At 42.3% G+C, this 25,740-nt stretch carries 4 protein-coding genes; 1 reads left to right on the top strand and 3 read right to left on the bottom strand.

All coding sequences use genetic code 11. The features are described from left to right. Nucleotides 1–11: 11 nt before the first annotated feature. Entirely contained in the window at nucleotides 12–18,539 is an 18,528-nt protein-coding gene (locus Q2T41_RS09650) for a T9SS type B sorting domain-containing protein (RefSeq protein WP_304435906.1), read from the bottom strand. Between the two features lie 1,031 nt (nucleotides 18,540–19,570). On the opposite strand from Q2T41_RS09650, the gene Q2T41_RS09645 reads away from it, so the two are divergent. Then, on the top strand, nucleotides 19,571–19,996 hold the full coding sequence (locus Q2T41_RS09645) for a tetratricopeptide repeat protein (protein ID WP_304435905.1): 426 nt from the start codon (nucleotides 19,571–19,573) through the stop codon (nucleotides 19,994–19,996). 1,166 nt (nucleotides 19,997–21,162) lie between these two features. Here the strand turns inward: Q2T41_RS09645 and Q2T41_RS09640 are convergent. Continuing rightward, on the bottom strand, nucleotides 21,163–23,358 hold the full coding sequence (locus tag Q2T41_RS09640; RefSeq protein ID WP_304435904.1) for a PorP/SprF family type IX secretion system membrane protein: 2,196 nt from the start codon (nucleotides 23,356–23,358) through the stop codon (nucleotides 21,163–21,165). Nucleotides 23,359–23,365: 7 nt separating this feature from the next. Beyond that, complete coding sequence (locus Q2T41_RS09635; protein ID WP_304435903.1) at nucleotides 23,366–25,612, bottom strand: T9SS type B sorting domain-containing protein; 2,247 nt, start codon at nucleotides 25,610–25,612, stop codon at nucleotides 23,366–23,368. Between the last annotated feature and the right edge of the window lie 128 nt (nucleotides 25,613–25,740).

The raw sequence follows: 25,740 nt of genomic DNA, 5'->3' as shown, positions 1-25,740 counted from the left end.
TAGGTTAAGTTTTAACGATATAGAGTAAAGTGCCCTACAAATTCCCTTTCATCTCTTTCTCCATTCAGTTTGATCACATACCAGTAATCACCAGTAGGTAAAAATTTGCCCGAATATGTACCATCCCAGCCTTCTGAGTCTGCAAATTGTTGGGAAACTACCCTACCATAACGATCAAAAATCTTTATTAGTATTTCTGGAAACTGTTCCATATTTCTAGGTATCCAAAAATCATTTTGACCGTCCCCGTCAGGTGTAAAGAAATTAGGTAATTCAATATCTATAAATTCCATATAAATATTGGCAATGGACTCACAGCCGTTTTGATCAACGACGCGCACCTCAAACGTATCGGTTCTATCAATGAAAAACGTATTACTGTTACCATTATCGATACCGTCAAAATAATAGGTGTAATCTTCTCTACCTCCTTCTGCCACAGCAGTAATCTCATTGAGGTTATGTTGTTCCAACGTCAATGACAATGGATCAAAAGCTTCAATTACAAAGTCTATAGTCTGTAAACATCCATTGGCATGCGCTATGGTAATAAAATGGTTGCCCGGTGCAGAATCCCTGAAATCTGGGTTTAACTGTAAATCTTCCGGATCTACGGAATCAATTGCATAAAGGACATCTCCTATGACACTATCGTCCTCCAAGGTAATGTTCACATAATTATTAGGCATATCGCTAGAGCATTCGTAAACCGGCTCTACCGTCGCGTTCAAGTTGACTCCTCTTTCTATATCAACGATCACATTGGTTTCACAACCATTGGCATCCCTAACAAAGATCAAATAATTATCCGCTGCCATATTTATAAACTCAGTCCTTCCAAGAACAAAATCCGCATCGCCATTTGCATTGATGGCCGTACTGTAAGGTGCCGTTCCTCCTAATATCTCAAGGACTATAGAGCCATCTTGGCTATCCACGCAGATTTCTGGAGTAACCGTTGGGTTAACGACTAACATATCAGGTTCTGAAATGGTATAGGTCAAATATTCAAAACAGCCGTTCCTATCTTGGGCAAGTATGGTGTATTCTCCCGGTGCAAGGTCTGTAAATGTATTTGTCGAAAATGCTTGGTTCAAGTTTGGAGAAATAGCATATTGATATCCTCCAGCCCCGCCAGAAAGGGTAACCGTTATTTGTCCGTTGTTCTCTCCAGCACAACTTACGTCGATTATACTCTCTGTATAGGATAAAGGAAGAGGGTCTTCTATGATTACCTCTTCTGCTTGGGTGGTACAATCCTCACTTGTTACCGATACATAATAAGTACCCGCGGACAAGTTTCTGAAAACACCCTGAATTTGAGGTCCGGCAATCCTTGATGCTGGGGACAAGGAACTATCGGTAAATAATTCATATTGATAATTTCCTAATCCACCTTCTGCAGTAGCGTAAATAATGGCGGTGTTTTCACCTGTACAATTTAATACTGCTGCAGTATCATCTACTGTAAGGGTCAACGGCAGAATCTCATTTTCAGTAATGGCATTTGACAATGCGGCCTCACAACCATTTATAGCATCACGTACATAGAATTGATACCTTCCATGTTGGTAGATACCTGCTTCCGGTAATCCTAATGGATTTGTAGTCATTGGTAAATAGGTAATATTGTCAACACTATATTCATACGTACCGCTGCCACCTGTGGCCATTAATTCAAATTCAGCTCCAGTAGCACAAGTTAATGGGTTGGTTCTCAATAGAGATGCCTGTATTTCAGTTGGTTGTGTAATTTCTACCGTATTGGTGGTCATATCACAATCCCAACCATCAACCACTGTTATACTATAAATACCAGCTCCTAAATCATTGAAATTAGGATTGTTTTGTATACCCGTAGTATTTAAAATGGTTGTACCCGAAGCATCATAATAATTTAATTGATATCCATATGAACCACTTCCTCCTCCGGTGACAATAGCACTTATTACGGCGCCAGTATCCCCATAACAGGCCAAATCCGTAACTAAAGGTGTGGCATTGGCAATAATAGGAGTAGCAGGTATAAGTGCTTCTGTCCTGGTGATAAAACATCCTACGTTATCCGCTATTTGAATGGTATAATCTCCAGCAGAAAGGTTCCCAAATATCATTTCCTGAACATTTTCAACTGTTATGTTTTCTCCGGTTAAGGTGTTCGTCAACGTAATATCATAAGGCTTATAACCTCCACTAGGAGTTACACTGATTTCACCTTTATCATTGGTACACGTAACTTCCGCAATAGGGTTCACTACCGCATCCAAAGGTCTGTCCGGAGATGCTATGGTTACTACATTGGTGTTTTCCGAGCACAATGGCACAGAGGTTTCCGTTATCTGAACATAGTAATTGCCTCCAGAAATATTTCCTACCTGTCTTGGGTTTACACTTGTATCCGTAGAGACCGTACTTCCAATGGCATTACCTGCAGTATCAAAAATTTGATAGTCATACGTTCCGGAATAGCCATCGATATTAATTGACAATCCACCGTTAGTATCCCCATAACAAGTAACTACAGAGGTTGCCGTAGCGGTTGCTGTTATAAAATCAAAAGGTGCAATAGAATATGTGTCCGTTATTACATAACAACCGGTATCCAAATCTGTGACACGGAAATTATAGGTTCCTACGGCACTTAAACTAAATTCCGCCGTTGTTGCCGTACTTGTCGTAAGTGTTCCTTTACTATTTCCAATTGGTAAAAGTTCAAAGCTATAAGTGTGCGCCAAACCATTGTCCGTAATTGAAATTGTCACTATCTCATCATTCGTACAAGTGATGGCTAAATCTCTGGTCACTGTAGCGGTAAACGTATTTATAGGTTGCACCGTTACCGAAGTAGTTTCTGTACATCCATTATCATCTTTTACAAATACATCTATAATTTGTTCACTACCGTTATCCGCAATATTGAACGTATTGGACCTTTGGAAATTTACATTGTCCAAACTATATAGGTATGGTGAAGTACCTGAAGAAACACCAGAAGTGGTTGCTCCATCCAATACATTCACAGTAATCGTGGCAGTGTTCACGGAGTTGTTTATTGAACAAGTAAACTCCGTTACCGTGGCATCGATCAATAACTGTGTAGGCTCTGAAACCGTCTCGTTCTTAATACCTTCACATCCTCTGCTCGATACAACGCGAACCTGATAATCTCCTGCACTTAATCCAGTAAACAAAGCATTGTCCTGTAGAGGTACAATTGGTGTTACCAAATCGCTTAAACTATAAAGTTCATATCTATAAACCGGATTCATAGCCGTCAATGGATCAATATTTGCTCTAATACTACCGTCATTTCCACCAAAGCAGCTAACATTTACTATAGTGGCATCCAATAATACTGGGACTACCGGAGCGTCCAGCACCTGTGTCGCCATGGTCTGGCACACCGGGTTGGTGGTGTCAAGGTCCCTGACCGTGAAAGTGTACGTGCCCGCATCGACCAGGCCGGTAAAGACAGGGTCGTTCATCTGGACAACGTTAGGTCCGCTCGGCGGCGCCATCTCGAACTCAAGGTTCGCGGAACCGCCCGTAACGTCCACCGTTATCGTGCCCCCTGGCACCGTTGTGCTACAGTCGATCGGCTTGGTCACGGCCGTGGTGGCGCCCAACTGCTCGTAAAGCTCTACGGGAAGTGTGGTGAAGCTACAGCCCCATTGGTCCGTGATCGTCACCTCGTAGACTCCTGCGCCCAGGCCGGAGAACACCCTGGTGTTCTGCGGTGAGCGGAAGTCCGTCCCGCCAAGGACCAGTTGGTACGTATAGCCGCTTCCCTGTCCGCCGGTGGGTGCACTTACCTCTATCTCGCCCTGTAGGTTCGTACAGTTCTCCTGGTTCACGCTAAGCGTTGCCGCTATAGGTGTCGGGATGTCCAATACGATATTGTCCTGGATCAGCCTTTCACAGCCCTCGCTATCTCTTGCCCATGCCTCATATGTGCCTGCGGTAAGTCCGCCGAACGTGGCGTTGGGAACAAAGTCCGTCGGTGCGCTAGGCGCAGCCGTACCCACATAGTACGTATAGCCTCCCCATCCACCGGCCACGTTGGTGATCGTGATCGAACCGTCATTGTCCCCAGTGGCACAGGTAATGTCCGTCACTACGGTGGTTCCCGTAATATCGGCACTTGGACCGCTTATCGTGAACGACTCCCTGTTCGTACAGAACGGGTTACTGTCCTGGGTCACCGAAACATAATAGTTCCCCGCTCCAAGGTTCACCGTTGGGGCGGCCTCGTCGCCTGTAGCTACGCTAATATCGTCCAGGGTATCGTTGGGCGTGCCGTTGGTATCAAACACTTCCCAGTCGAACCCGGCGGCATATGTCGCATCCACAAGTGAGAAGGTCACCTCGCCCGTATCCGTTCCGTAACAGATCACGTCGCTGCTCTTCGCCACATCGATCGTGAACGTATTGGGTTCCTCGATACGTGCAGATGTTGTTACTATACAGCCCGTATCCACATGTCTTACCAAGAAGTTGTACGTGCCAGCGGTAAGTCCGCCGAATACGTTCGTGGAAACATAGGTGGCACCGTTGTCGATACTGTACTCGTACCTCGTGTCGTCGCCCGATGTGGACGTCGCCGTAACGGTGATCTCGCCCTCAGATCCGGGCGCACAGGTCTCCGTAGTGGTCACCGCAGCGGAAGCCCCGGTCATCTCGTCGAAAGGCAGTACCGTAGCGGTAGTGCTTCCGGAACATCCGTTATCGTCGTATACGTTTATCGTATAGCTCTCACCGGTTCTGTCCGTTACCGTCAGCACGTTGGAGGCGCCCGACTGTACAACGTTGGAAGCGCTGTCGATGAACTCATAGATCACATAGTTGCCGCTACCGCCCGTAATGCCGCCGTTGACCGTTACCGTGGCATTGTTGTCGTTGTTGCCGGCACTACAGCCGAACTCAACAACGCTAGCGCTTACGTTCAATATCTCGTCCGGCTCGGAAATTTCAATATCTATAATTGTACTTGTACAACTATTGGTTCCCGTAGCCGTAATACTATATGTATTAGGTGGTAAGTTTTCAAATGTATTACTACTCGCATTGAAAGTACCTGCAACAGGAGAAATCGTAAAGGTCAAAGGATTTACGCCATTCTGGGTCTGTGCCAAGGTTATAGAGCCGTTATCTGCTCCAAAACAGGTAATATCAATATGTGTTTCTGTAAATACTGGGACTACCGGAGCGTCCAGCACCTGTGTCGCCATGGTCTGGCACACCGGGTTGGTGGTGTCAAGGTCCCTGACCGTGAAAGTGTACGTGCCCGCATCGACCAGGCCGGTAAAGACAGGGTCGTTCATCTGGACAACGTTAGGTCCGCTCGGCGGCGCCATCTCGAACTCAAGGTTCGCGGAACCGCCCGTAACGTCCACCGTTATCGTGCCCCCTGGCACCGTTGTGCTACAGTCGATCGGCTTGGTCACGGCCGTGGTGGCGCCCAACTGCTCGTAAAGCTCTACGGGAAGTGTGGTGAAGCTACAGCCCCATTGGTCCGTGATCGTCACCTCGTAGACTCCTGCGCCCAGGCCGGAGAACACCCTGGTGTTCTGCGGTGAGCGGAAGTCCGTCCCGCCAAGGACCAGTTGGTACGTATAGCCGCTTCCCTGTCCGCCGGTGGGTGCACTTACCTCTATCTCGCCCTGTAGGTTCGTACAGTTCTCCTGGTTCACGCTAAGCGTTGCCGCTATAGGTGTCGGGATGTCCAATACGATATTGTCCTGGATCAGCCTTTCACAGCCCTCGCTATCTCTTGCCCATGCCTCATATGTGCCTGCGGTAAGTCCGCCGAACGTGGCGTTGGGAACAAAGTCCGTCGGTGCGCTAGGCGCAGCCGTACCCACATAGTACGTATAGCCTCCCCATCCACCGGCCACGTTGGTGATCGTGATCGAACCGTCATTGTCCCCAGTGGCACAGGTAATGTCCGTCACTACGGTGGTTCCCGTAATATCGGCACTTGGACCGCTTATCGTGAACGACTCCCTGTTCGTACAGAACGGGTTACTGTCCTGGGTCACCGAAACATAATAGTTCCCCGCTCCAAGGTTCACCGTTGGGGCGGCCTCGTCGCCTGTAGCTACGCTAATATCGTCCAGGGTATCGTTGGGCGTGCCGTTGGTATCAAACACTTCCCAGTCGAACCCGGCGGCATATGTCGCATCCACAAGTGAGAAGGTCACCTCGCCCGTATCCGTTCCGTAACAGATCACGTCGCTGCTCTTCGCCACATCGATCGTGAACGTATTGGGTTCCTCGATACGTGCAGATGTTGTTACTATACAGCCCGTATCCACATGTCTTACCAAGAAGTTGTACGTGCCAGCGGTAAGTCCGCCGAATACGTTCGTGGAAACATAGGTGGCACCGTTGTCGATACTGTACTCGTACCTCGTGTCGTCGCCCGATGTGGACGTCGCCGTAACGGTGATCTCGCCCTCAGATCCGGGCGCACAGGTCTCCGTAGTGGTCACCGCAGCGGAAGCCCCGGTCATCTCGTCGAAAGGCAGTACCGTAGCGGTAGTGCTACCGGAACATCCGTTATCGTCGTATGCGTTTATCGTATAGCTCTCTCCGGTTCTGTCCGTTACCGTCAGCACGTTGGAGGCGCCCGATTGTACAACGTTGGAGGCGCTGTCGATGAACTCATAGATCACATAGTTGCCGCTACCGCCCGTAATGCCGCCGTTGACCGTTACCGTGGCATTGTTATCGTTGTTGCCAACACTACAGCCGAACTCAACAACACTAGCGCTTACGTTCAATATCTCGTCCGGCTCGGAAATGGTTACCGGTCTGTCCAAGAAACATCCTCTATCTGAGGTTACCCTTACATAATAGTCATCGTTTGCAGAAAGGTTATTGAAAATGTTCGATGACTGAGCCGGCCCTTGAGGCAACATTCGTAAAGCATCATAAGGTAAAATAGGAGTTGGGTCAACCATCAACTGATACGAATATGGTGGGTTGTCCATAGTTGGATCAAGGGTAACGACAATACTGCCGTCATTTCCTCCAAAACAAGTAACATCCATTGCCGAAGTTGTAAAATCAACATCCGTAGGAACTTCCAATTCAATATCTACCAAAGCACTACATCCTGTATATCTTGGGTCCAAGTCATAAATTGCCGCAGTGTACATTCCTGGGTTTAGACCAGAGAAGACTGGAGTTAACTTACGCCCTTCAACAGAAGCTCCGCCAAAGAAGAAAAGCTCATACTCATAGGCTCCTGAACCTCCATATGCCGTTATCAAGATAGCACCATCACCTCCTAAACAAGTTGGTTGCGCCTGAACCTCCGCAGTTATATTGGAAGGTTTAAAAATTTCCAAGGCAACCTGATTTCCACAACCGTTGAAATCACGTATATCAATAGTATAGTTACCAGAACTCAAGTTTGAAAACTGATGGGTAGTACCCAATGTAGTCAGCGTTGAAGATTGATATGAGCCATTGTTAACACTTAGGGTATATGGTTGAATTCCTTCACCGTCCAAGGTAACCTCTACCATAAACTCACCTTCATTAGCCGCACACTGGTTTACTACTACGGCAGATATAAGGGGTGAAGGATCTTCTGCTATTGTAATGTCTAAATGAGAGTTTGCAGCACATCCGTTTCCATCAATGACATAAACATCCCATTCTGTATTTACTGCAGGATCTAATTCTTTATAATTGCTTGTTTCATAATCCGAGGCCACAGGTGTCACCCCATTTTCCATATAAGCATAAGTATAAGAACCATTACCACCACCTGCAATAACAGTAATGTTGGCATTTTCTGAACAATACCCATTATTTTGATCTACTAGGTTGAGGGTAACCGGATTAGGTTCTATAATCCTGAACTCAAATGTATTGGTACAGTCTGGAGCGCTATCCTCCCTAAAAAACAATACATAATCTCCCGGAGGAATAGCAGATATGGTTTCCACAGGTGTTGGTCCAGGTCCTGTAGTACCCGAAATTGTACCTGAATATGCACCTACTAAAGGGGTATTGGATATAGATTCCCTTATTTCATAGTAGATTGAGCTAACCGCCGAATCAAAGCCTTCTATCTGAAATGCGATAGATCCATTGGTATCGCCATAACATGCAACATCATTGACTACTGGGTCTGCAACTACATCAATGGCAGACAGTGGCGGTATGTCAACCTCTACATAACTAGAGCAATTAGTATCTGTATCAATAACCTGGAAAACATAGGACTGTCCAGGATTAAGCCCATTATATGTAGCTGTTTCCTCCCCTGTTCCAGGTCCTGGAATTTCTGTTGTCGGAGCGGTTCCTGCCCCATAAATGGTAAAATCATAATTTCCAGACCCACCACTGGCCAACAATTCTACCGAACCACCTGTAGCACAGCTAACAGCAGGCACAAGTGCATCTACTGTTAAATATGGATTGGAAAGAACCCTAACAGGATTTTGATAAAATTCACAACCATTGGCATCCAATACCCTAACATAATAATCTCCAAAATTAAGTCCATCAAACGTAGCGGTAGTTGCAGATGTATTTATTATTGGATTGGGACCAGTAGTTACTACAACATTATTCTGATTATCATATAACGTATAGGTAAAATTAGGTACCCCGCCACTGGTTATATTAATATCTATTCTTCCGGGAATATCACCAGATGCACCACAACTAACATCCGTAGCTATAACATTGGCATCAAACAATACAGGGTCGTTAACAGTAACGGTTTGGGTGTATGTGCAACTCTTGCTATCCCTAAGGGTATATGAATAAGTACCTGCGGCCAATCCTGGATAAACCCTTTGACTGGTGAAGGGACTGCTGTTAAAACTAATCTCATAAGGAGAAGATCCGTAAGCAGGGTCAATATTAATTTCTACAATACCATTAGAGTCGCCGTTACATGTGGGGTCAGTTACCGTCTCCGTAGCCAAAGGATTAACGACGGCCGTTACAGTTACTTCATTTGATTCTGCAACACATCCTTGGCTATCCGTTACCCTAAATCTATATAAACCGGGAGTATTTGTGGTAAATGGAAAAGTACCTGTATATGAAGTGTAACCGCCGTTATCTATATTTAACTCATAAGTAAATGGCGAATAACCTCCGTTTACCTGTAAATCCAAGATAGCATCAGGCGATACGGTACAATCAATATCCTTTGATAAAACAATGTTTGCCGTCAACTGAGGTTCTATGGTAAACATTAAATCATCCGTACATCCATTGGCATCCCTAATTTCAAATGTATAATTGCCAGGTGTTAAGTTAGCAAATGTATTGGAAGTTCTATAAGGGCCCGAATTCATTCTAAAAACATAGGGGGCCAATCCTCCAGATCCACCGATAACCACGGTAGCCGAACCTGGGTTGGAAGAATCATAACATAAATCTGAACTAGGGTCAATACTGATAACAGGGTTCACCGGTGTGTTCAAGGTAAAGGTATCCGTAGCGGCACATCCATTAGTATCCGTAACGGTAATGGTATGTATTCCTATTTCATTAAGGCCAGTGAAGATATTTTCACTTTGTGGTCCTACAATATTTCCATTTGGTTCTTCGATTTGATACGTATAACCTGCGGTTCCGCCAGAAGCTGTTATGGTAACCGAACCACCATCTACACAAGTTGGCTGTACAACGGTTTCCGAAAAAGTGACGATGGCCGGCTCAGATATGGTTTGGGATATGGAAACCCTACATCCAGGATTTGTACTTCCGGCTTCCCTTACATATATAGTATAGTTACCAGCAGCCAAACCTGTTATTGTGTATGGCGAAACGGTATCACTACCATCTATAGTGGCAAAACCGCTATCAAAACTGTATTCAAATCCACCTGTACCAAAATTCTCCACCTCAAAAGTAATAGAACCAGAACCGTCCGCGTTACAGTCAAGGTCCTCATAGCCTATTATGGATGCCTCGAAAGCATTTCCGTCCTCTACGATTACGTCAATACTTGTTGTTCCCGGACATCTTGCCGGTGGCTGGGTTGCCAAAAGATCATCTATAGCAATATCATTTCCGTCAAGAACTGCAGAGTTCGTTCTGAAGATTATATCCAGGTTTGTATTTGCTCCAGGATTTAGTGAGACAGAATAATTATGCCAATCATCCGGGCCATTATTTTTAGGAACACTGCCCGCCGTAGATGAGCTGGCAATAATATTTCCACTACCATCCACTAATTCTATTTGCATGCTAGGGTCTCCTCCAGAGGTGCCAGTGCGCAATAAGTTCAATGCCCAAAAGGTAATAGTAATATCCTGGTTAGGTAATACCTCAACGTTCCTTTTAGAATATACAATACCACCAACACCAACAACACCACCAACATTGATCGCCAAATATCGCCCATTGGCATTACCGGTATGGTCATTAGGACTGATCCATGTGGCATGTAAAGGTGCTAACGCACTTGTAACCGTATATTCTCCATCAAATAAACGAGCGTCACCAATATTACAGGCGCTAGTACTTCCATCGCCAGGCTCGTAACAATAAGCAGGGTCTATCTGTGGTATACTGGTATTGGGTCCGGACCCAAAATCTTCAGTCAATAAGGTGCTTTCTGCCGGTGCAATGGTACTTACATAAGTGACATCTATGGTATGCGGACCTGCAGGTACGTTGTTGAATATATTGGAGGTAGCCGGACTGTTGGGGTTTCCGTCGATACTATAGGTGTAGTCGAAATCGCTGCTGCTCGGGGTCACCGTAACCGTGCCGTCGCCGTCACAAAGGTAATCCACCGTTGCAGACAATGTGGGAGGTGCAGGGGCCGGGTCTACCGTAATGTCCATTGGGAACGTACAGTTGTTGGCGTCCTGGACGTATACCGTATGGTTGCCCGCCAACAGGTATCCTATGGGGCTGGAAGTATACGTGCCGCCACCGTCAAAGCTATAGCTGTACGGTGCGGTACCTCCATGGGCGTTCGTAATACGGACCTCCGCGCCCTGAGTAGGGTTGCACTCCACTAATTCTGCTACAGCGGCAGAGGCCGAAAGGTTAAGGGGCTCCGTGATCGTATGGATTTCCCCTATCTCGCAAAGGTTGGCGTCCCTAACGCGGATGTTGTACGAACCGGCGCCAAGGTTGTTGAACGTGTTCTGCGAAACATAGCTGGCACCGTTGTCCATACTATAGGTATACGGACCTTCCCCGCCACTTGCCATAATCGTCAAGGTGGACTGGCTGTCCCCGCTACAGAGTACCGCGGTGTTCGAGATAGATAGTGCCAACGGCAGGTCCTGGTCGATCGTGATGGCGTATACGCTCTCGCAGAAACCGGCGCTGCCGCCGTTGTCCCTTACATAGACATCGTAGTCGCCCGTACCCGTAACCGGGATCGTGCTGTTGGGCACAAAGTCGCCCGATGTGGGCGTAGTCCCGTTGTCCACTACCGCGTAGACATAGTTGCCGTCACCGCCCGCTCCGGCGATCGCCACATCAGTGGCAGAACCACAGGCGGTAATATTGACCGCACTGGCGGTAACCGTTAATTGAGGTTCTATGGTAATGGATTGAGATGCACTATCACAACCATAAGCATCTGTGACCTCTATTGTGTATGTTCCTTGTGATAATCCGTTAAACGTGTATGTAGTTGAATTGACCGGAGATGGTACTACCCAAGTTCCTCCATTGATTCTAAATTGATAATCCCCATTACCATCTGTAACATTAACTTGAATAATTGCATCATTACCACCACTATAACAAGCTGTTTCATTTAAGGTAAAAACGGGAATAATTGGTGCCGTAATCGTGATAGGGTTGTCCATAAGATCCGTACATCCGTTTGCGTCCATAACACGGACCCTATAGGTGCCTGCCGTTAATCCGCCAAAAGTTGTACCGGTTTGGTAAGCCGTCAATATGCTTCCAGCATTATTTTCTAATTGATATGTATATCCGGGTGTACCGCCCAATGCGCTAGCGGTTATAATTGCCCCTCCATTATTACAGGTATAGGGCTGTGTCTGAGATGCGTCCGCAACCACCACCGAAGGTTCGTTGATAACCTGACTTATACTTGTACTACATCCAGGATTTGTACTGCCTGCCTCCCTAACGTAAATGGTATAATTACCGGCAGAAAGTGATGATATCGTCTGTGGAGATACCGTAGTACTTCCAAGAATAGAACTAAAGTCACTTGTAAAACTAAACTCGAAACCTCCAGGACCAAAATTCTCCACCTCAAAAGTAATAGAGCCAGAACCGTCCGCGTTACAGTCAAGGTCCTCATAGCCTATTATGGATGCATCTAAGGCATTTCCGTCCTCTACGATTACATCTATACTTGTGGTTCCCGGACATTGTTCTGGTATTTGGAAAGCAAGTATATCATCAATTGCAATATCATTACCTTGAATTACAGCGGAATTGGTTCTTATAACAATATCCAGATTTGTATTTGCGCCGGGATCAAGTGTTACGCTATAATTATGCCAATCATCCGCATTATTGTTCTTAGGAATATTACCCGTTGCAGTACTAGCAATTACATTACCGCCCAAATCAACCAATTCGATTTCAATGGTAGGATCCCCTCCAGATTGTCCATTTCTAAATATATTGAATGCATATAATGAAACCGTTACATCTCTATTTGGGATAACTTCTACACCGCGTTTTGCATATACAATACCACCAACACCAGCTGCACCACCAACATTGATCGCCAAATAACGTCCATTGGCATTACCGGTATGGTCGTTAGGACTTCTCCACGGATTATAAGGATTGGTAATAACACTTGTTACGGAATACTCTCCGTCTTGAATATGAGTGTCGGTTCCAAAACCACATAAGCTTGCGCTACCGTCTTGTGGCTCGTAACAATAAGCAGGGTCTATCTGTGGTATACTGGTATTGGGTCCGGAACCAAAATCTTCCTGTAATAGTATACTTTCTGCCGGTGCAATGGTACTTACATAAGTGACATCTATGGTATGCGGACCTGCAGGTACGTTGTTGAATATATTGGAGGTAGCCGGACTGTTGGGGTTTCCGTCGATACTATAGGTGTAGTCGAAATCGCTGCTGCTCGGGGTCACCGTAACCGTGCCGTCGCCGTCACAAAGGTAATCCACCGTTGCAGACAATGTGGGAGGTGCAGGGGCCGGGTCTACCGTAATGTCCATTGGGAACGTACAGTTGTTGGCGTCCTGGACGTATACCGTATGGTTGCCCGCCAACAGGTATCCTATGGGGCTGGAAGTATACGTGCCGCCACCGTCAAAGCTATAGCTGTACGGTGCGGTACCTCCATGGGCGTTCGTAATACGGACCTCCGCGCCCTGAGTAGGGTTGCACTCCACTAATTCTGCTACAGCGGCAGAGGCCGAAAGGTTAAGGGGCTCCGTGATCGTATGGATTTCCCCTATCTCGCAAAGGTTGGCGTCCCTAACGCGGATGTTGTACGAACCGGCGCCAAGGTTGTTGAACGTGTTCTGCGAAACATAGCTGGCACCGTTGTCCATACTATAGGTATACGGACCTTCCCCGCCACTTGCCATAATCGTCAAGGTGGACTGGCTGTCCCCGCTACAGAGTACCGCGGTGTTCGAGATAGATAGTGCCAACGGCAGGTCCTGGTCGATCGTGATGGCGTATACGCTCTCGCAGAAACCGGCGCTGCCGCCGTTGTCCCTTACATAGACGTCGTAGTCGCCCGTACCCGTAACCGGGATCGTGCTGTTGGGCACAAAGTCGCCCGATGTGGGCGTAGTGCCGTTGTCCACTACCGCGTAGACATAGTTGCCGTCACCGCCCGCTCCGGCGATTGCCACATCAGTGGCAGAACCACACGCGGTAATGTTGCCCGCACTGGCGGTAACCGTTAGCTCTGGATTGACAACGATTGTTTCTGTATCCGTACAGTTTTTACCATCCCTTACATCTATTGTATATGTTCCTGAAGATAAATTGGAGAATACGTTGTTTGTTGTAAAAGGTGCTCCGTTAATGCTATATTCAAAATTTCCGTCACCTCCTGAAGTTACATTTGCCGTTAAGGTCAAAAGTGTAGAACTATCAAAACAATCTTGGTTTGGAGTAACAACTAGGACAGGTGCTATTGCGGGATCTAATGTAAATGAGAACGGTATTGCGCAATTATTGGAATCCGTTAATGTTCCGTTATATGTTCCTGGTTGGGTCAATCCGTTGAAATTACCTGTGCCATTTGTACCAAACGATGAACCATCTGGGTTGTTCAATGAAAAGGAGTAGCCACCCCATCCACCTGTAGCAGTAATACTAACACTGCCATCTGTTAAACAAGTAGGTTGTGTTTCATTAACAGATGTTATAGCCAATGCAGATGCAGGCCCTTCCAGTTCATGGGTGGTAGTATACGTACAATTTGTAGCGGTATCCGTAATGTTTATTACATAGTCTCCAGCCTCCAAATTATTTAAATTGTTGATTACCGCTTGTGTTCCTCCATTGCTGGTAAAACCTGATGGGCCTGTAATGGAATATGTGAAATTTTGTCCGCTTTGGAAAGTTACATTAAAACGAATGCTGCCATCTGTTGCTCCAAAGCAAGAAACAGGTTGAACGGTAGTTCCAGAAGCCGATATGGGGTTTATGCCGTTTATCGTATAATTTTCTTCATAGAAACAGCCATCAATATCTGTAACCCTTACCGTATAGGTGTCTGGTGCCAGTCCGTCAAAATTAGCTTCATTGCCTACGGTACTTGTGGGGTTTATTACAGTTGGGGCAACAATGGCATACGTAAAAGGAGCTGAACCATTTGTAGCGGATACCCTAAGGTCTACCGTTTGATCAGGACAAGCAATCTGAGATGCCGTTATATTTAAATCCGTTGGCGGGTTTGGTGCATCTATTAGTATAATATTGGTTCTGAAAGTACATCCATTGGCGTCTCTAACGGTAATATAATAATTACCATCTACTAGATTTTCAAAACGATTTGCATTAGCTACCGTATCTGGAATAAAGTTTACGCCATCAATACTATACTCATAAGGGGCAACACCACCGGTTACGTTCTGTGCTTCAATAATCCCGTCTTGAACACAAGTATAATCTTGAATCAACACAGCATCTCCCTGCACTGCCGAAGCGGGCGAACCAATGGTATAATTTTCCTCATAATCACAAGAAGCACTACCTCTTCTTTGGTTGATCAATACACGATAATCCCCTGCCGGTAAATTTGAAAAATTACCTGTGCCGTTTTCGCCAAGAGGTTGGTCGTCTGCATCAAATAAAGAAAAGGTTAATTGATAACCGTTATTATCAATTAAATTATATTGTATTCTACCGCTAGCATCCCCAAAACAATTAACATCCACTACTGTAGTGGCGTTAAATTCCGCCGCAGGTTGAAATTCTATTTCAACAGTGTTGGACACTTGGTAACACCCATTTCTATCTAACACAACAAATGTATAGGCCCCCGGGTCTAAAATGTCAAAAATCTGCCTTGTCTGAAAATTGGTTGCAGGTATATCTGCATACGAAGGATATGAAGTAACCGTATTTCCTGATTCATCTACATATGACCAGATTGCATAGGTATGTGGCGTTGTGCCCCCATCAGAATCCATTTGGATATTACCTTCCCTACAGGTAATATGTTGAGAAACCCTTGCACTTAATGTTAGGTCATTGTTATCCACAATGGTAACATTTTCACTATATGAACAACCATCTGCGGTTGAAATTAAAGCAATATAGTCCCCTGCACTTAAACCTGTAAAGGTAAAATTGTTGTCCGTTTGTCCATTTTCACTGTCCAAAAGTGTGCCTAAACCTCCATTACTTCCATCATCTATTCTAATTTCGTAGTTATATACGGCATCCGCATTATTGATCTGTAAATTGATAGACCCTAGCTCATAACAGAATTCTGGAGTTACATTAACACTATAGGTAACGTCTCTATCTAAAATACCTATTACTTCCGTAGTAAAGACACAGGCGTTTGGTATTACATCTCCATTGATGTCCGTAGGCGTAACCTCTACTCTATAAGAACCGTTCTCACCAGAAGAAAAGTCAAAACTTGGACCATTGTTTGCGCTAAATGGAACAAGAATGTTATTGGTTTCATTATCTACCAACTGGTAACCATATCCACTGCCCAAGTTGGTTATGGTAATATTACCGTCTGTATTACAAACAATATCCCTATTGGTGTAATCTATATCCAAATTGTTCTGGAACCCTTTAAAATAATAGCGGCTGATACATCCGTTTCTATTGATAACGGATAATCTATATTCTCCAGGAGCATTTAATAGGAAGTTACTTCCAGTGCCAACTTCTGTCCAATTACAGGTAAGTGCTTTATTGGCACAATCTTCGCCAACCGGAGCACAACTGGCTTCGTCCAACAATTCCCAGCTAACACTTTGGGCATCTACAATATTTACCGCTAATGGTTGAGAATCATTAATACCGCACAAGAAAATCTTTGGGATGAAAGAATTGTCTATTGTACAATTAACAATTTCTCCAGGTATGTCGTTTGAGGGATCACTATCGCTATTTACTTCATTAAAATATTCGGTAACGGGATTGGGTATATTACCAGAACCAAATGGTTCAACCGTAATGACTTCTTGGTAGCCAATACAAGGTGCGGCAACAATTTTATCTACGATATAAACCCCAGGAGTAGTAATTACTTGCGTACTTGGGTCGTTATCTGGGTCGCCATCATTAATTTCAACATCCAAACTGTCCAATTCCCCATTACCATTGGTGTCCTGATACCATACGTAAGAGTCGAAACCTTGTCCCGCTGTCAAAATTGTATTTGAACCACATAAGGTAACTGTTCTGTCAAAGCTACAAGCACTAAGGTCATCCAAAAGGAAATTTGTAGCTCCTGGAACCGTAAAACCACATGAGTTAAATTCACTTACACTGGGGTCGTCCGTTACCATTGCAGAATTATTTTCTCCACGATAGGTGCCATAGGCCACATTTTCAATTAAATCAGAACAGGCATTTACGAAGTCAAAACAGTTTTCTGCTACTTGTACACGAAAACGAATGGAATATTCAGAATCCTCATCTTCTACATATCTGTCCGGGACAGAAAAAATAATTTCACGAGTTAAGGGGTCGTACGTATAGGTAACTCCATTTGGATACGAAAAATCAGAAGCATTGAAAAAACTACGTCCATTTGGCGGAGAGACATTAACAGGAAGTATGTCCCTAATGGTATAGCCCACCCCATCATCATTACCAATATTCTCAAAAGTCAGCACATAATCCAATGTTTGACCTAAATTAACACCTTCACCTGTTATATCTACACCGCCGGGCGTCTGAACCCTTTTCTCCAACACAATGTTAGGTGCAATGATATCCACATCAAATGAAGCAAAAAAGATATCATATTTGTCTTGTGAGGAAGTTGCTCTAAGCGTAGCACTGGTTGATCCGTTTGGGATAATGGTATTGTTGACTCCGCCGTTGGGAATTTCAAAATGATCTACATCCCAACCCAAGGTGTTTATACTATTTGGATTTCTGTTGGTGTAAGGAACATCGTCAATAGTGATGCTTGAATTGAAGAAGTTGTTGGCTGGGTTCTCTCCGTTTGATAAGGTGGTAAAAGACCCATTGGCATTGATCTGCAAGGCATCCCCATCAATTCTATTATCTCCTTCCAAAGCAGCTACACCCATATTGGCATACACTGGAAAAGGAGCGGGTAACGTTGTATATCCGCTGATAGGAATATCTACACTTTCGCCAGATTTTATACCCGCATAACCGTCAAAGGTAGTTATGAATTTATCTCCAGGTAAATTTGGGTTTTCATATACTACAACCATTTTCCAACCACCGGAAATACCACCACTGATCGTACGGCTATTATCTGCCCGTACATTGGCTACAAAATACTCCCCGTTAGGGTTTGGCAATGCCGATACTATAGAGGTAATATCCTTATAATATGCGTAAGGTGCATAATATCCAAAATCTACATCATTATAACCATCAAAAAGTTCATCGTCTGCTGCTATATCCTGATATGCACCACCTGGAACCCTAAATTTTATTTCATCAATATTACTTCGGTCGGCGTTGGTATAAACCGCTGACCAATATAAACCGGCATAACGTATAATTGAACATTCATAGTCCGGAATATTAAGTGTAGCGCTACTTGAGCTAAATGTAGAAGAGTCCCCATCTACATCAATATAACGCATATCAAATGAGTCGTTTGCACTGGATGCACCACGAGTATCATTGTACGGATCATTAGGAGACACCTCTGGAATAGTATAGTTTTCCCTTCTCCAGCGGCCATTTCTCCATACCCACCTTCTACCTGAGGATTCTGGTATATAGCGGTTGACGATGTTGTTCGCTATAAAAGTTATCTCTCCGCGAATATCAGCTTCATAACGTACCGCAAAATCTCTTTTAACTTGAGAATACGCTGTGTTTAAACCCAACAACAAGAATAAAATGAAAAACAAACCTTTGGAGAAAATTTTTCCCATAAGTGAAGAACGCTTAGTAAAATCAAAAAAAACTATCAGTTTGGTCATGTGCTATTTAATAGTGGGGAAGTTCACGCGCTGGTTTAACCCAAAATCTGTGGAATTCTCCAATAACAAATATTCACTATAGTAATTAGCTAGGAAATTTAATGTTGTGGTATGTTCTGTTTCTGTTGTGAAACCGCAATAAAAATGGGTTTGATTTTTAGTAAACACCCATTTTATGCCCTATTTAGTGCATTTGACCGATCATTAAGATTCATCTTTTGAGGTAATTTATTTAAACCAACACTGTTCCAAAAGACATGGTAAAAGTTAAATTTAGTGACCTAAATGGAAGAAAATTGCAGTGCAAACACCAACTGTACATAAAACGCATTACAGGTAAAATGTACCTTTAAATCAGCAAAAAAAAGGGGTTGATTTAACTAAAAAACGCATGAATTATCAATTATTTAATTTGGGGATTAAACACGAAAGTTTAAAGATTTGATACCTTTATGACCAAATATTCCATAGCACTAAACTCAACTAATTTGAACCAAAAACTTTTTATTGTAATTTTTTTGGTTTCCATTTCAAATCTTTACTGCAAAAATACTCTTGAAGGCAAGTGATTTTGTCATAAAGTGGCCTACCAAGATGGAAAGGATTTAGAGGTTAATCATCCTTTGTTCGCATCTTTTCTATCCTATTAATTTACTTTGGGAAAAGCGTATATATCCATTAATTATGAAGAAAATAGAGTTGCCAGTAAGTATACTGTTTTGAATTCTGAACTTCATATAGGATTTAGAAAGTTTAGCTTTTCATTTGATAATAAATTTTGAGTGCTTAAGGAGTATGGTGATATATTAAGTTATTATTTTTTAAGAAAAAGTGATTTTTTAATTGAAAACGACTTGTATCAAGAAACCTATTTTTAAAACTATCTGCGGAAATCTATATATAACTACTCAAAGACTAGTGCACAAAGACATCAATTTAAGTGTTCGTACGTTTTAACCAGAAATAATGAAATTCTGGATATTATGGTAGAGCAGGGAATAAACAAAAGCTTCGACAAATTCTTTAGGAAAGTCGTTCAAGGTTCAGAGAAATATTGGAAAAACAGTACAGGAAAAGATATTTTAATTGTACAAAAGTTTAATTTTTTTGAACAAGGCAAATACTTTATAAAAAAAGAAAACTGGGACTTTTATCATCATGTAAAAAAAGCAGATGATTATTATAAAACCCTTGATTTCATTTCGGCAATTGATTTTTATGAACAAGCCTTGGATATAGCGATTTCGGAAAACCAATTTACCCATATAATGCTTAGGGACATGTCAAGAAATTTAGGGATTTCTTATTTGGCAACTGGAAAAATTGTAAAAGCTTGCGAAAGTTTTAGAATTGTAGGTGATGAACATGATTTTAACTTTAGAAATTTCCTGTTAAAGTTCTGCAAGTAACTCCCCTACACTACATTGTGTTTTTTTGATTGATTAAAAGAACTATCATATTATACAGGTAGGCGTTTTCCTTTGGAAAAGTATGCAGCTCATTATGCTTTAATCGATAGCTTTCAATAAAAATGGAATTAATTAATGAACGGGATAATCCATAATTGGTTCAATTGTTATTATAACCTTGAAAACTCTTTTCAAAATATTGAAACTTGCTTCAAATTTGGCAATTAAATCAAAGACCATGTGCAAAAAGTTCGTTAAACGATTTAATACCAAATGTCCTTTGCATTAACATCTATTTAAATTTGCAGTATTTGAACATTTCTTATCTCCCAGTTAAAAATAATGAATCACCAAATGGAGCTCTATGGGCCACTTAAATAGTACAATTATTGGTGTTGGAGTTATTATTATTATTGCTGTCATTTTATTGAATAAGCGCATTGGCAAATCTCCAAACAGACTTTAAGAACCTGTTTCAAAACATTATAGGAGTAGACAGGTTATAATCTTAAACAATTTTAATTTTTAGTTGTGTAACGTGTGGTTGCCCGTAAGAATTATTTGGTGGGTTTAAAAGAGCCCTTTTAAAGAGCGCAATATACTATGTCCCAACACTATCTTTCTCCTAAGATAAAAAAGTTGATACCCCGCCTTTTAGACCATTAAATCAACAAGCATATTAGAGTAATAAATACACCGTTACATTGCCTTTAAAAAGCTATTGAGGATTATAAGTCTTTGCACTAAAGTTATATTACCAAAATGCGCAATTAAAGGTTAAATGACACGCGGCTATATAGTGGTGATAAGGTAGTATCGTTTGGGATGTAAATTAACCAGCATAATTATTTATAAAACGGAGTAGTGCAAATCTAAAAGGTTTAAGAATATAAATATCCTTCTGATCACAACCTTTAACTATCAATAAATAATGATGTATAGGGTTAATTTATAATACTAAAATGCGGTAGGAAATGGACCGTGATACTATACTGAGCATTCGCAATCTTAGTTCCCTGTAACTGAATTTTAGTATAAGGTCCTAAAGGTTGTGAACAGCTTTGAAAAAGAGTGCTGTTTATAATTGGAAAAGAGTTAATTGTTTAGTGATAATGAACATTATGCTTTGGAAGGTGTTGAACGTTCGGTTTAGATCTTTGTCAGGATTATGCCATTTGTTCCTCGTTTACACGCATAATCCACATCCTTTCATTATACGCATCATTGAGTTTAGAATAGTATGAGATTAAAGCATTGGTCCATGAATCATGCTTTTTTAAATAGACATATCTATAATTATTCTCAGGATTGATGAAATAGCTGGCACTAAGACCAAAGGAATTTAAGAGTTGTACAAAACGTTTTGCATTGTTAGGGTTTGCAAAGACATTTGCAATTAGATAATAGCCAGACCCTGCACCTTCAATAACATAAGATTTGGATTTGATATCATTTGCCGCAACGTTATCTTTCACAACTACATTCTTTGAAAGAATAGTATCATCATACTTTGAGGATTTTTGCTGAATCTTTTTAACGTTACTAACATAAGCATCGTTTGTATATCTATTATCTACGTTCATTATCCACATCTTACCGTCATACCTTCCGTTTAAATTGGAATCATGGGCCGCCATGGCCTCCTCAAAAGTTTCAAATCGTTGTAGGTAAACATATTTAAGGCCGTTGTTGGGATTATCGATAACATCCGCATCTATACCTTGTTCGTTTAAAGAACCCAAAAACTTATCCATATACTTGCCCCCTTTATATACATTGGCAACTACATAATAGCCATCCTTAACATTGGGCAGGTCCTTGAACCTTCTGCTCTTTACCTTGTCCTGAACGGTTTCTTGGCGAGTGCCGGTTGTCGTAGTACGATTGTTGATCGCTACGGCATCTTTAGGTTGTGTATGTTGCAACTTGTTTACCTCGTTGGTCTGGGAACTAATTTCCTTTACAGGTTTAAGTACTTTTGGTGATGCTTCATTTTGAGAAAGCGCAGATTCCATACCGGTGGTAGTAGCCTCTTTTTCTTGCTTAGAAGCCGGTTTCTGAACATTATCCTTAGGACTTTCCGCAAAAGCAACTCTATCCTCTTGAGGAGAAATAGGTTTATCAACAGAGGCTATATTGGTATTGTCCGTTTTATTCATAAATAGGTCCTTTGCCTTTTTCTCCAAGTCCGGTCTATTGCCATTGGTTTCGTTTCTTACCATACGCATGACCATTTCAAAACGACGCTCTAGGTCGCTTTGTCTTGCATTTTCAATTGAATCTTGACGAAACATCAATTCCTCTATAATGGCATCATTTTCTGCCAATTTTTGTTTTAGTATAGCTACCTCTTCATTGGTGGCAAGATTCTCGGGCTCCAGGTCATTATTTACCAGTTCATCTTCAAAATCGTCCTCTAACATAACCCTGTCCTCGGTAAGGTTGGGGGTAAAGGAATAGGCAAAGGAAATCTCATGGGTCAATCCAAAATTATCAAAATTATTGGACAGCCCTTTTTCCATGGTATATCCTAAAGATACCCTTCGGTTTAAATTAAAACCTATACCTGCCGCTGCGCCATAAAAACTATCATAGCCACCTTGAATCCACCCTAATTTTGGTAAATCCAATATTAAACTACCGCCTAATGTAACATCTTCTTCCCCTATCTTTCTAACACGTGCCAAAGGCAACAACCTACCTTCTTCCAAAATACCTGATTGATTTTGAAACTGATGGGTATATTGTAAATGGCCCGAAAAGGTTTTGTCTTTAAACGCTGTTAAGGACTCACTGGTCTTGATATTATAGTCAAACAGATTTTCAGCAAACATTCCTATATCAAATTTACCATAGGACAAGTTGAAACCAGGTTGAAAAGAAATAAGATTTTGATCTTGTAAACCGGCCAAGAATGGATCTTCTTCTACCGTGGAAGCCCTACCTTGGTCAAAACCGCTATTATAGTAAGAAACATTGGCTCCAAAAGTAAAGTTGCTTTTATCGTTAAGTTTAATACCATAGGCATAGTTTGCCAAGACACCAAAGTTACTTAAGGTTCCCATTCTTTGGGAATATAGGCTCAATCCTAAACCAGTTCGATCACTAATACGACCACTGTAGCTTAAAAAGTAGTTTTGGTTATTGTCATCAAACTGAACGGATTGATTTCTGTGCAACAGGTTAATATAGGATTTATCTTCCCTAACCGTAGAAAACGTTGGGTTGATCAAAAACCTGTTATACTTCAATAAGTTCTGTGCAGGTACATCGTAGGCCACAAATGGACTATCTTCCTGAGCAACCATTTTTACAGCGGCGAACAAAAATAACAATAGGTATAAAACACTTTTCTTTAGCATGGTGGGCTTAACGTATTACTGTGATTGTTCCTTGTTTAAGGACATCACTGGCATTTCTTATCTTATAATAAAACACCATATTTTGTTTGGTGAACGCAGTGGCTGACTGCGGCCAATTATTTTTATAGCCAAATTCATTAATTACTTCTTGGCCTTGTTCGTTATATATGATAACATTGATATCCGGTTTGTTAGAGTAGGAATTAGGAATTATCCATTGATCGTTGATACCATCTCCATTTACGGTAATTACGTTAGGAACCTTAAATGTATCTAATAAGGACACCTCCACTTGTTTTACAACGTCGCAATTATCTATGCTAGCAATTAAGGTATAACTGCCCGGCTCCGTAAGTGACAAGCTATTGGATGCACTTAATTCTTCATTGTTGGTGTTCAACCACCTATAACTTGTACCTCCGCTAGCGGTTATTGTTTTTGTTGATCCTTCCGTTAGCACAATATCAGAACCTTCATCAATGGTAATCAAGTTCTCGTCCATTGGTGAGATTGTTATTTCATTGGAGACCAAGGAACATCCATCGCGATCTAACACCAGTTGATATATGCCAGTTTCAGTCACGCTCAATGAAGTGTCGCTCGTATTTATGCTAGCGCCGTTTAATTGCCAGTTGAAATTCCCTTCACTCAAATCAGTGTCCGTAGATAACGTAATGGCTTCACCCATAGCACAAAATACTGTTCCCGAACTAGCTATGGACAAGGTTTCGTTGGTCAATAGTTGTACTGTCAAGGAATTGGATGTAGCATTGAACGTTTCAATACTTGCCGAAAGTCCATAGACTCCGTTCTCACTATTAGAGCCAATATTAACTGTCTGTCCATTTGCTCCGTTAATATTTACATTATCTTTTTCCCATTGGTAAGTAAATGCATCTATTAATACTGAGGTTACATCTGTAGTAGAGCCATCCTCCGCAATTGCGTTGATACGCTCCACACCCAAATTAACGGAAGTAGATTCACATGCATTATAGGAATCGTTATAAGTAATTGTTATGCTAAATGATTCTGGACTTACCACGTTTACCATCTCAGAATTCTTGCTAGTGACCGCACAAGAACCACCTGTTTGGGTAACTTCAGCATAATACGACCCTGCTTGTGTTATCGTTAAGTTATCGGAAGTTTGGCCATTAAGTTCAACGCCGTCCTTAAACCATTTAAAGTTTGGAGTATTTGCCGTTGTAGCAACCGTTAAAGTATGTGTTTGTGAAGGTAATAGTACCAGATCCGTATCGTTTTGTATGGTCACGGTGAATGCATCTGCATTGGAAATGGTAATAGGTGCCGATTGTTCGTTACAAATACCAGTTCCGGAAATTTCAACGACATAATCTCCCTCAAACCCATTATTTGCCGCGTTTACGGAATAGGTAGATGCAATTGCACCGGTAATGGCCGTACCATTTTTATACCATTGATAATTCCAAGAGGGGTCGGTAGTATTAATACTTAGGGTTTCTATATCTGTACTACATAATGAAGTTTTTGTTGGTGTATTTATAGCAATTCCGTTACCAGATGCCCCAATACTAACGTCAACAATGTTAGAATCTGTATTACCAGAACCTGTACAAGAAGGGCCATAATCAACATAGACATTGTACATACCGGATTGCGTAACGAATAAGGTATGTCCTTTTTCACCACTAATTTCGGTACCACTACGATACCAAATATACTGATAGGTTTCAGGATTGGGAATATTATCAACTTGTAATGTTATGGGTCCCGTACTGCAAACACTTCCAGGAGGAATACCATCGCCTATCTCACTAATGTTAAGACTACTGGTTACATCCATATAGTACATATTGAACGCTTCTGATTCTGAACCAACCTTAACCGGATCAGTACTTCTTACCCGTAATTTGTATCCTTGTCCTCTAGTATCGGTAGGGATTGCAAAATTGACGTCAAAGTTTTTAACTGAATTTTTGTCGGTTATGACAAGCAATTCGGTTGCAGACCCAAAATTACCTGAAGCATCTGAAAGCTCCAATATAAATTGGTTGGCGGCATTTGCGGTACCGGCCCATGTGATATTCACATAATAATCATTAAATCCTCCATTTCCCGCACAAACGGATGTCCATGAGGAATTACCGGATAAATTTGGGTTATCCGCAGGTTCCGGTGCATTGATCACTATTGCCTGTGCTGATAGTTGAAGAGCTCCAAACAGCATTAGCAATGCGCTAAACATGTAATTTCTGGTCAAGTTTTTCATAAGTATTTGTAGTTTTGGGGGCCACTACGGTTGAAAAGTCGGTTAATAAATTATTTACTTCACCAACAATTCATAGTCAAATATGTCAATATTACCGACGAAATGGAATTTTATGTTGTCGGAAGGAA

Origin of the sequence: Maribacter confluentis, assembly GCF_030505015.1 — a bacterium.
In the GTDB taxonomy this organism is placed as follows: Bacteria; Bacteroidota; Bacteroidia; order Flavobacteriales; family Flavobacteriaceae; genus Maribacter; species Maribacter sedimenticola.
This window is presented reverse-complemented; position numbering and strand designations above follow the sequence as displayed.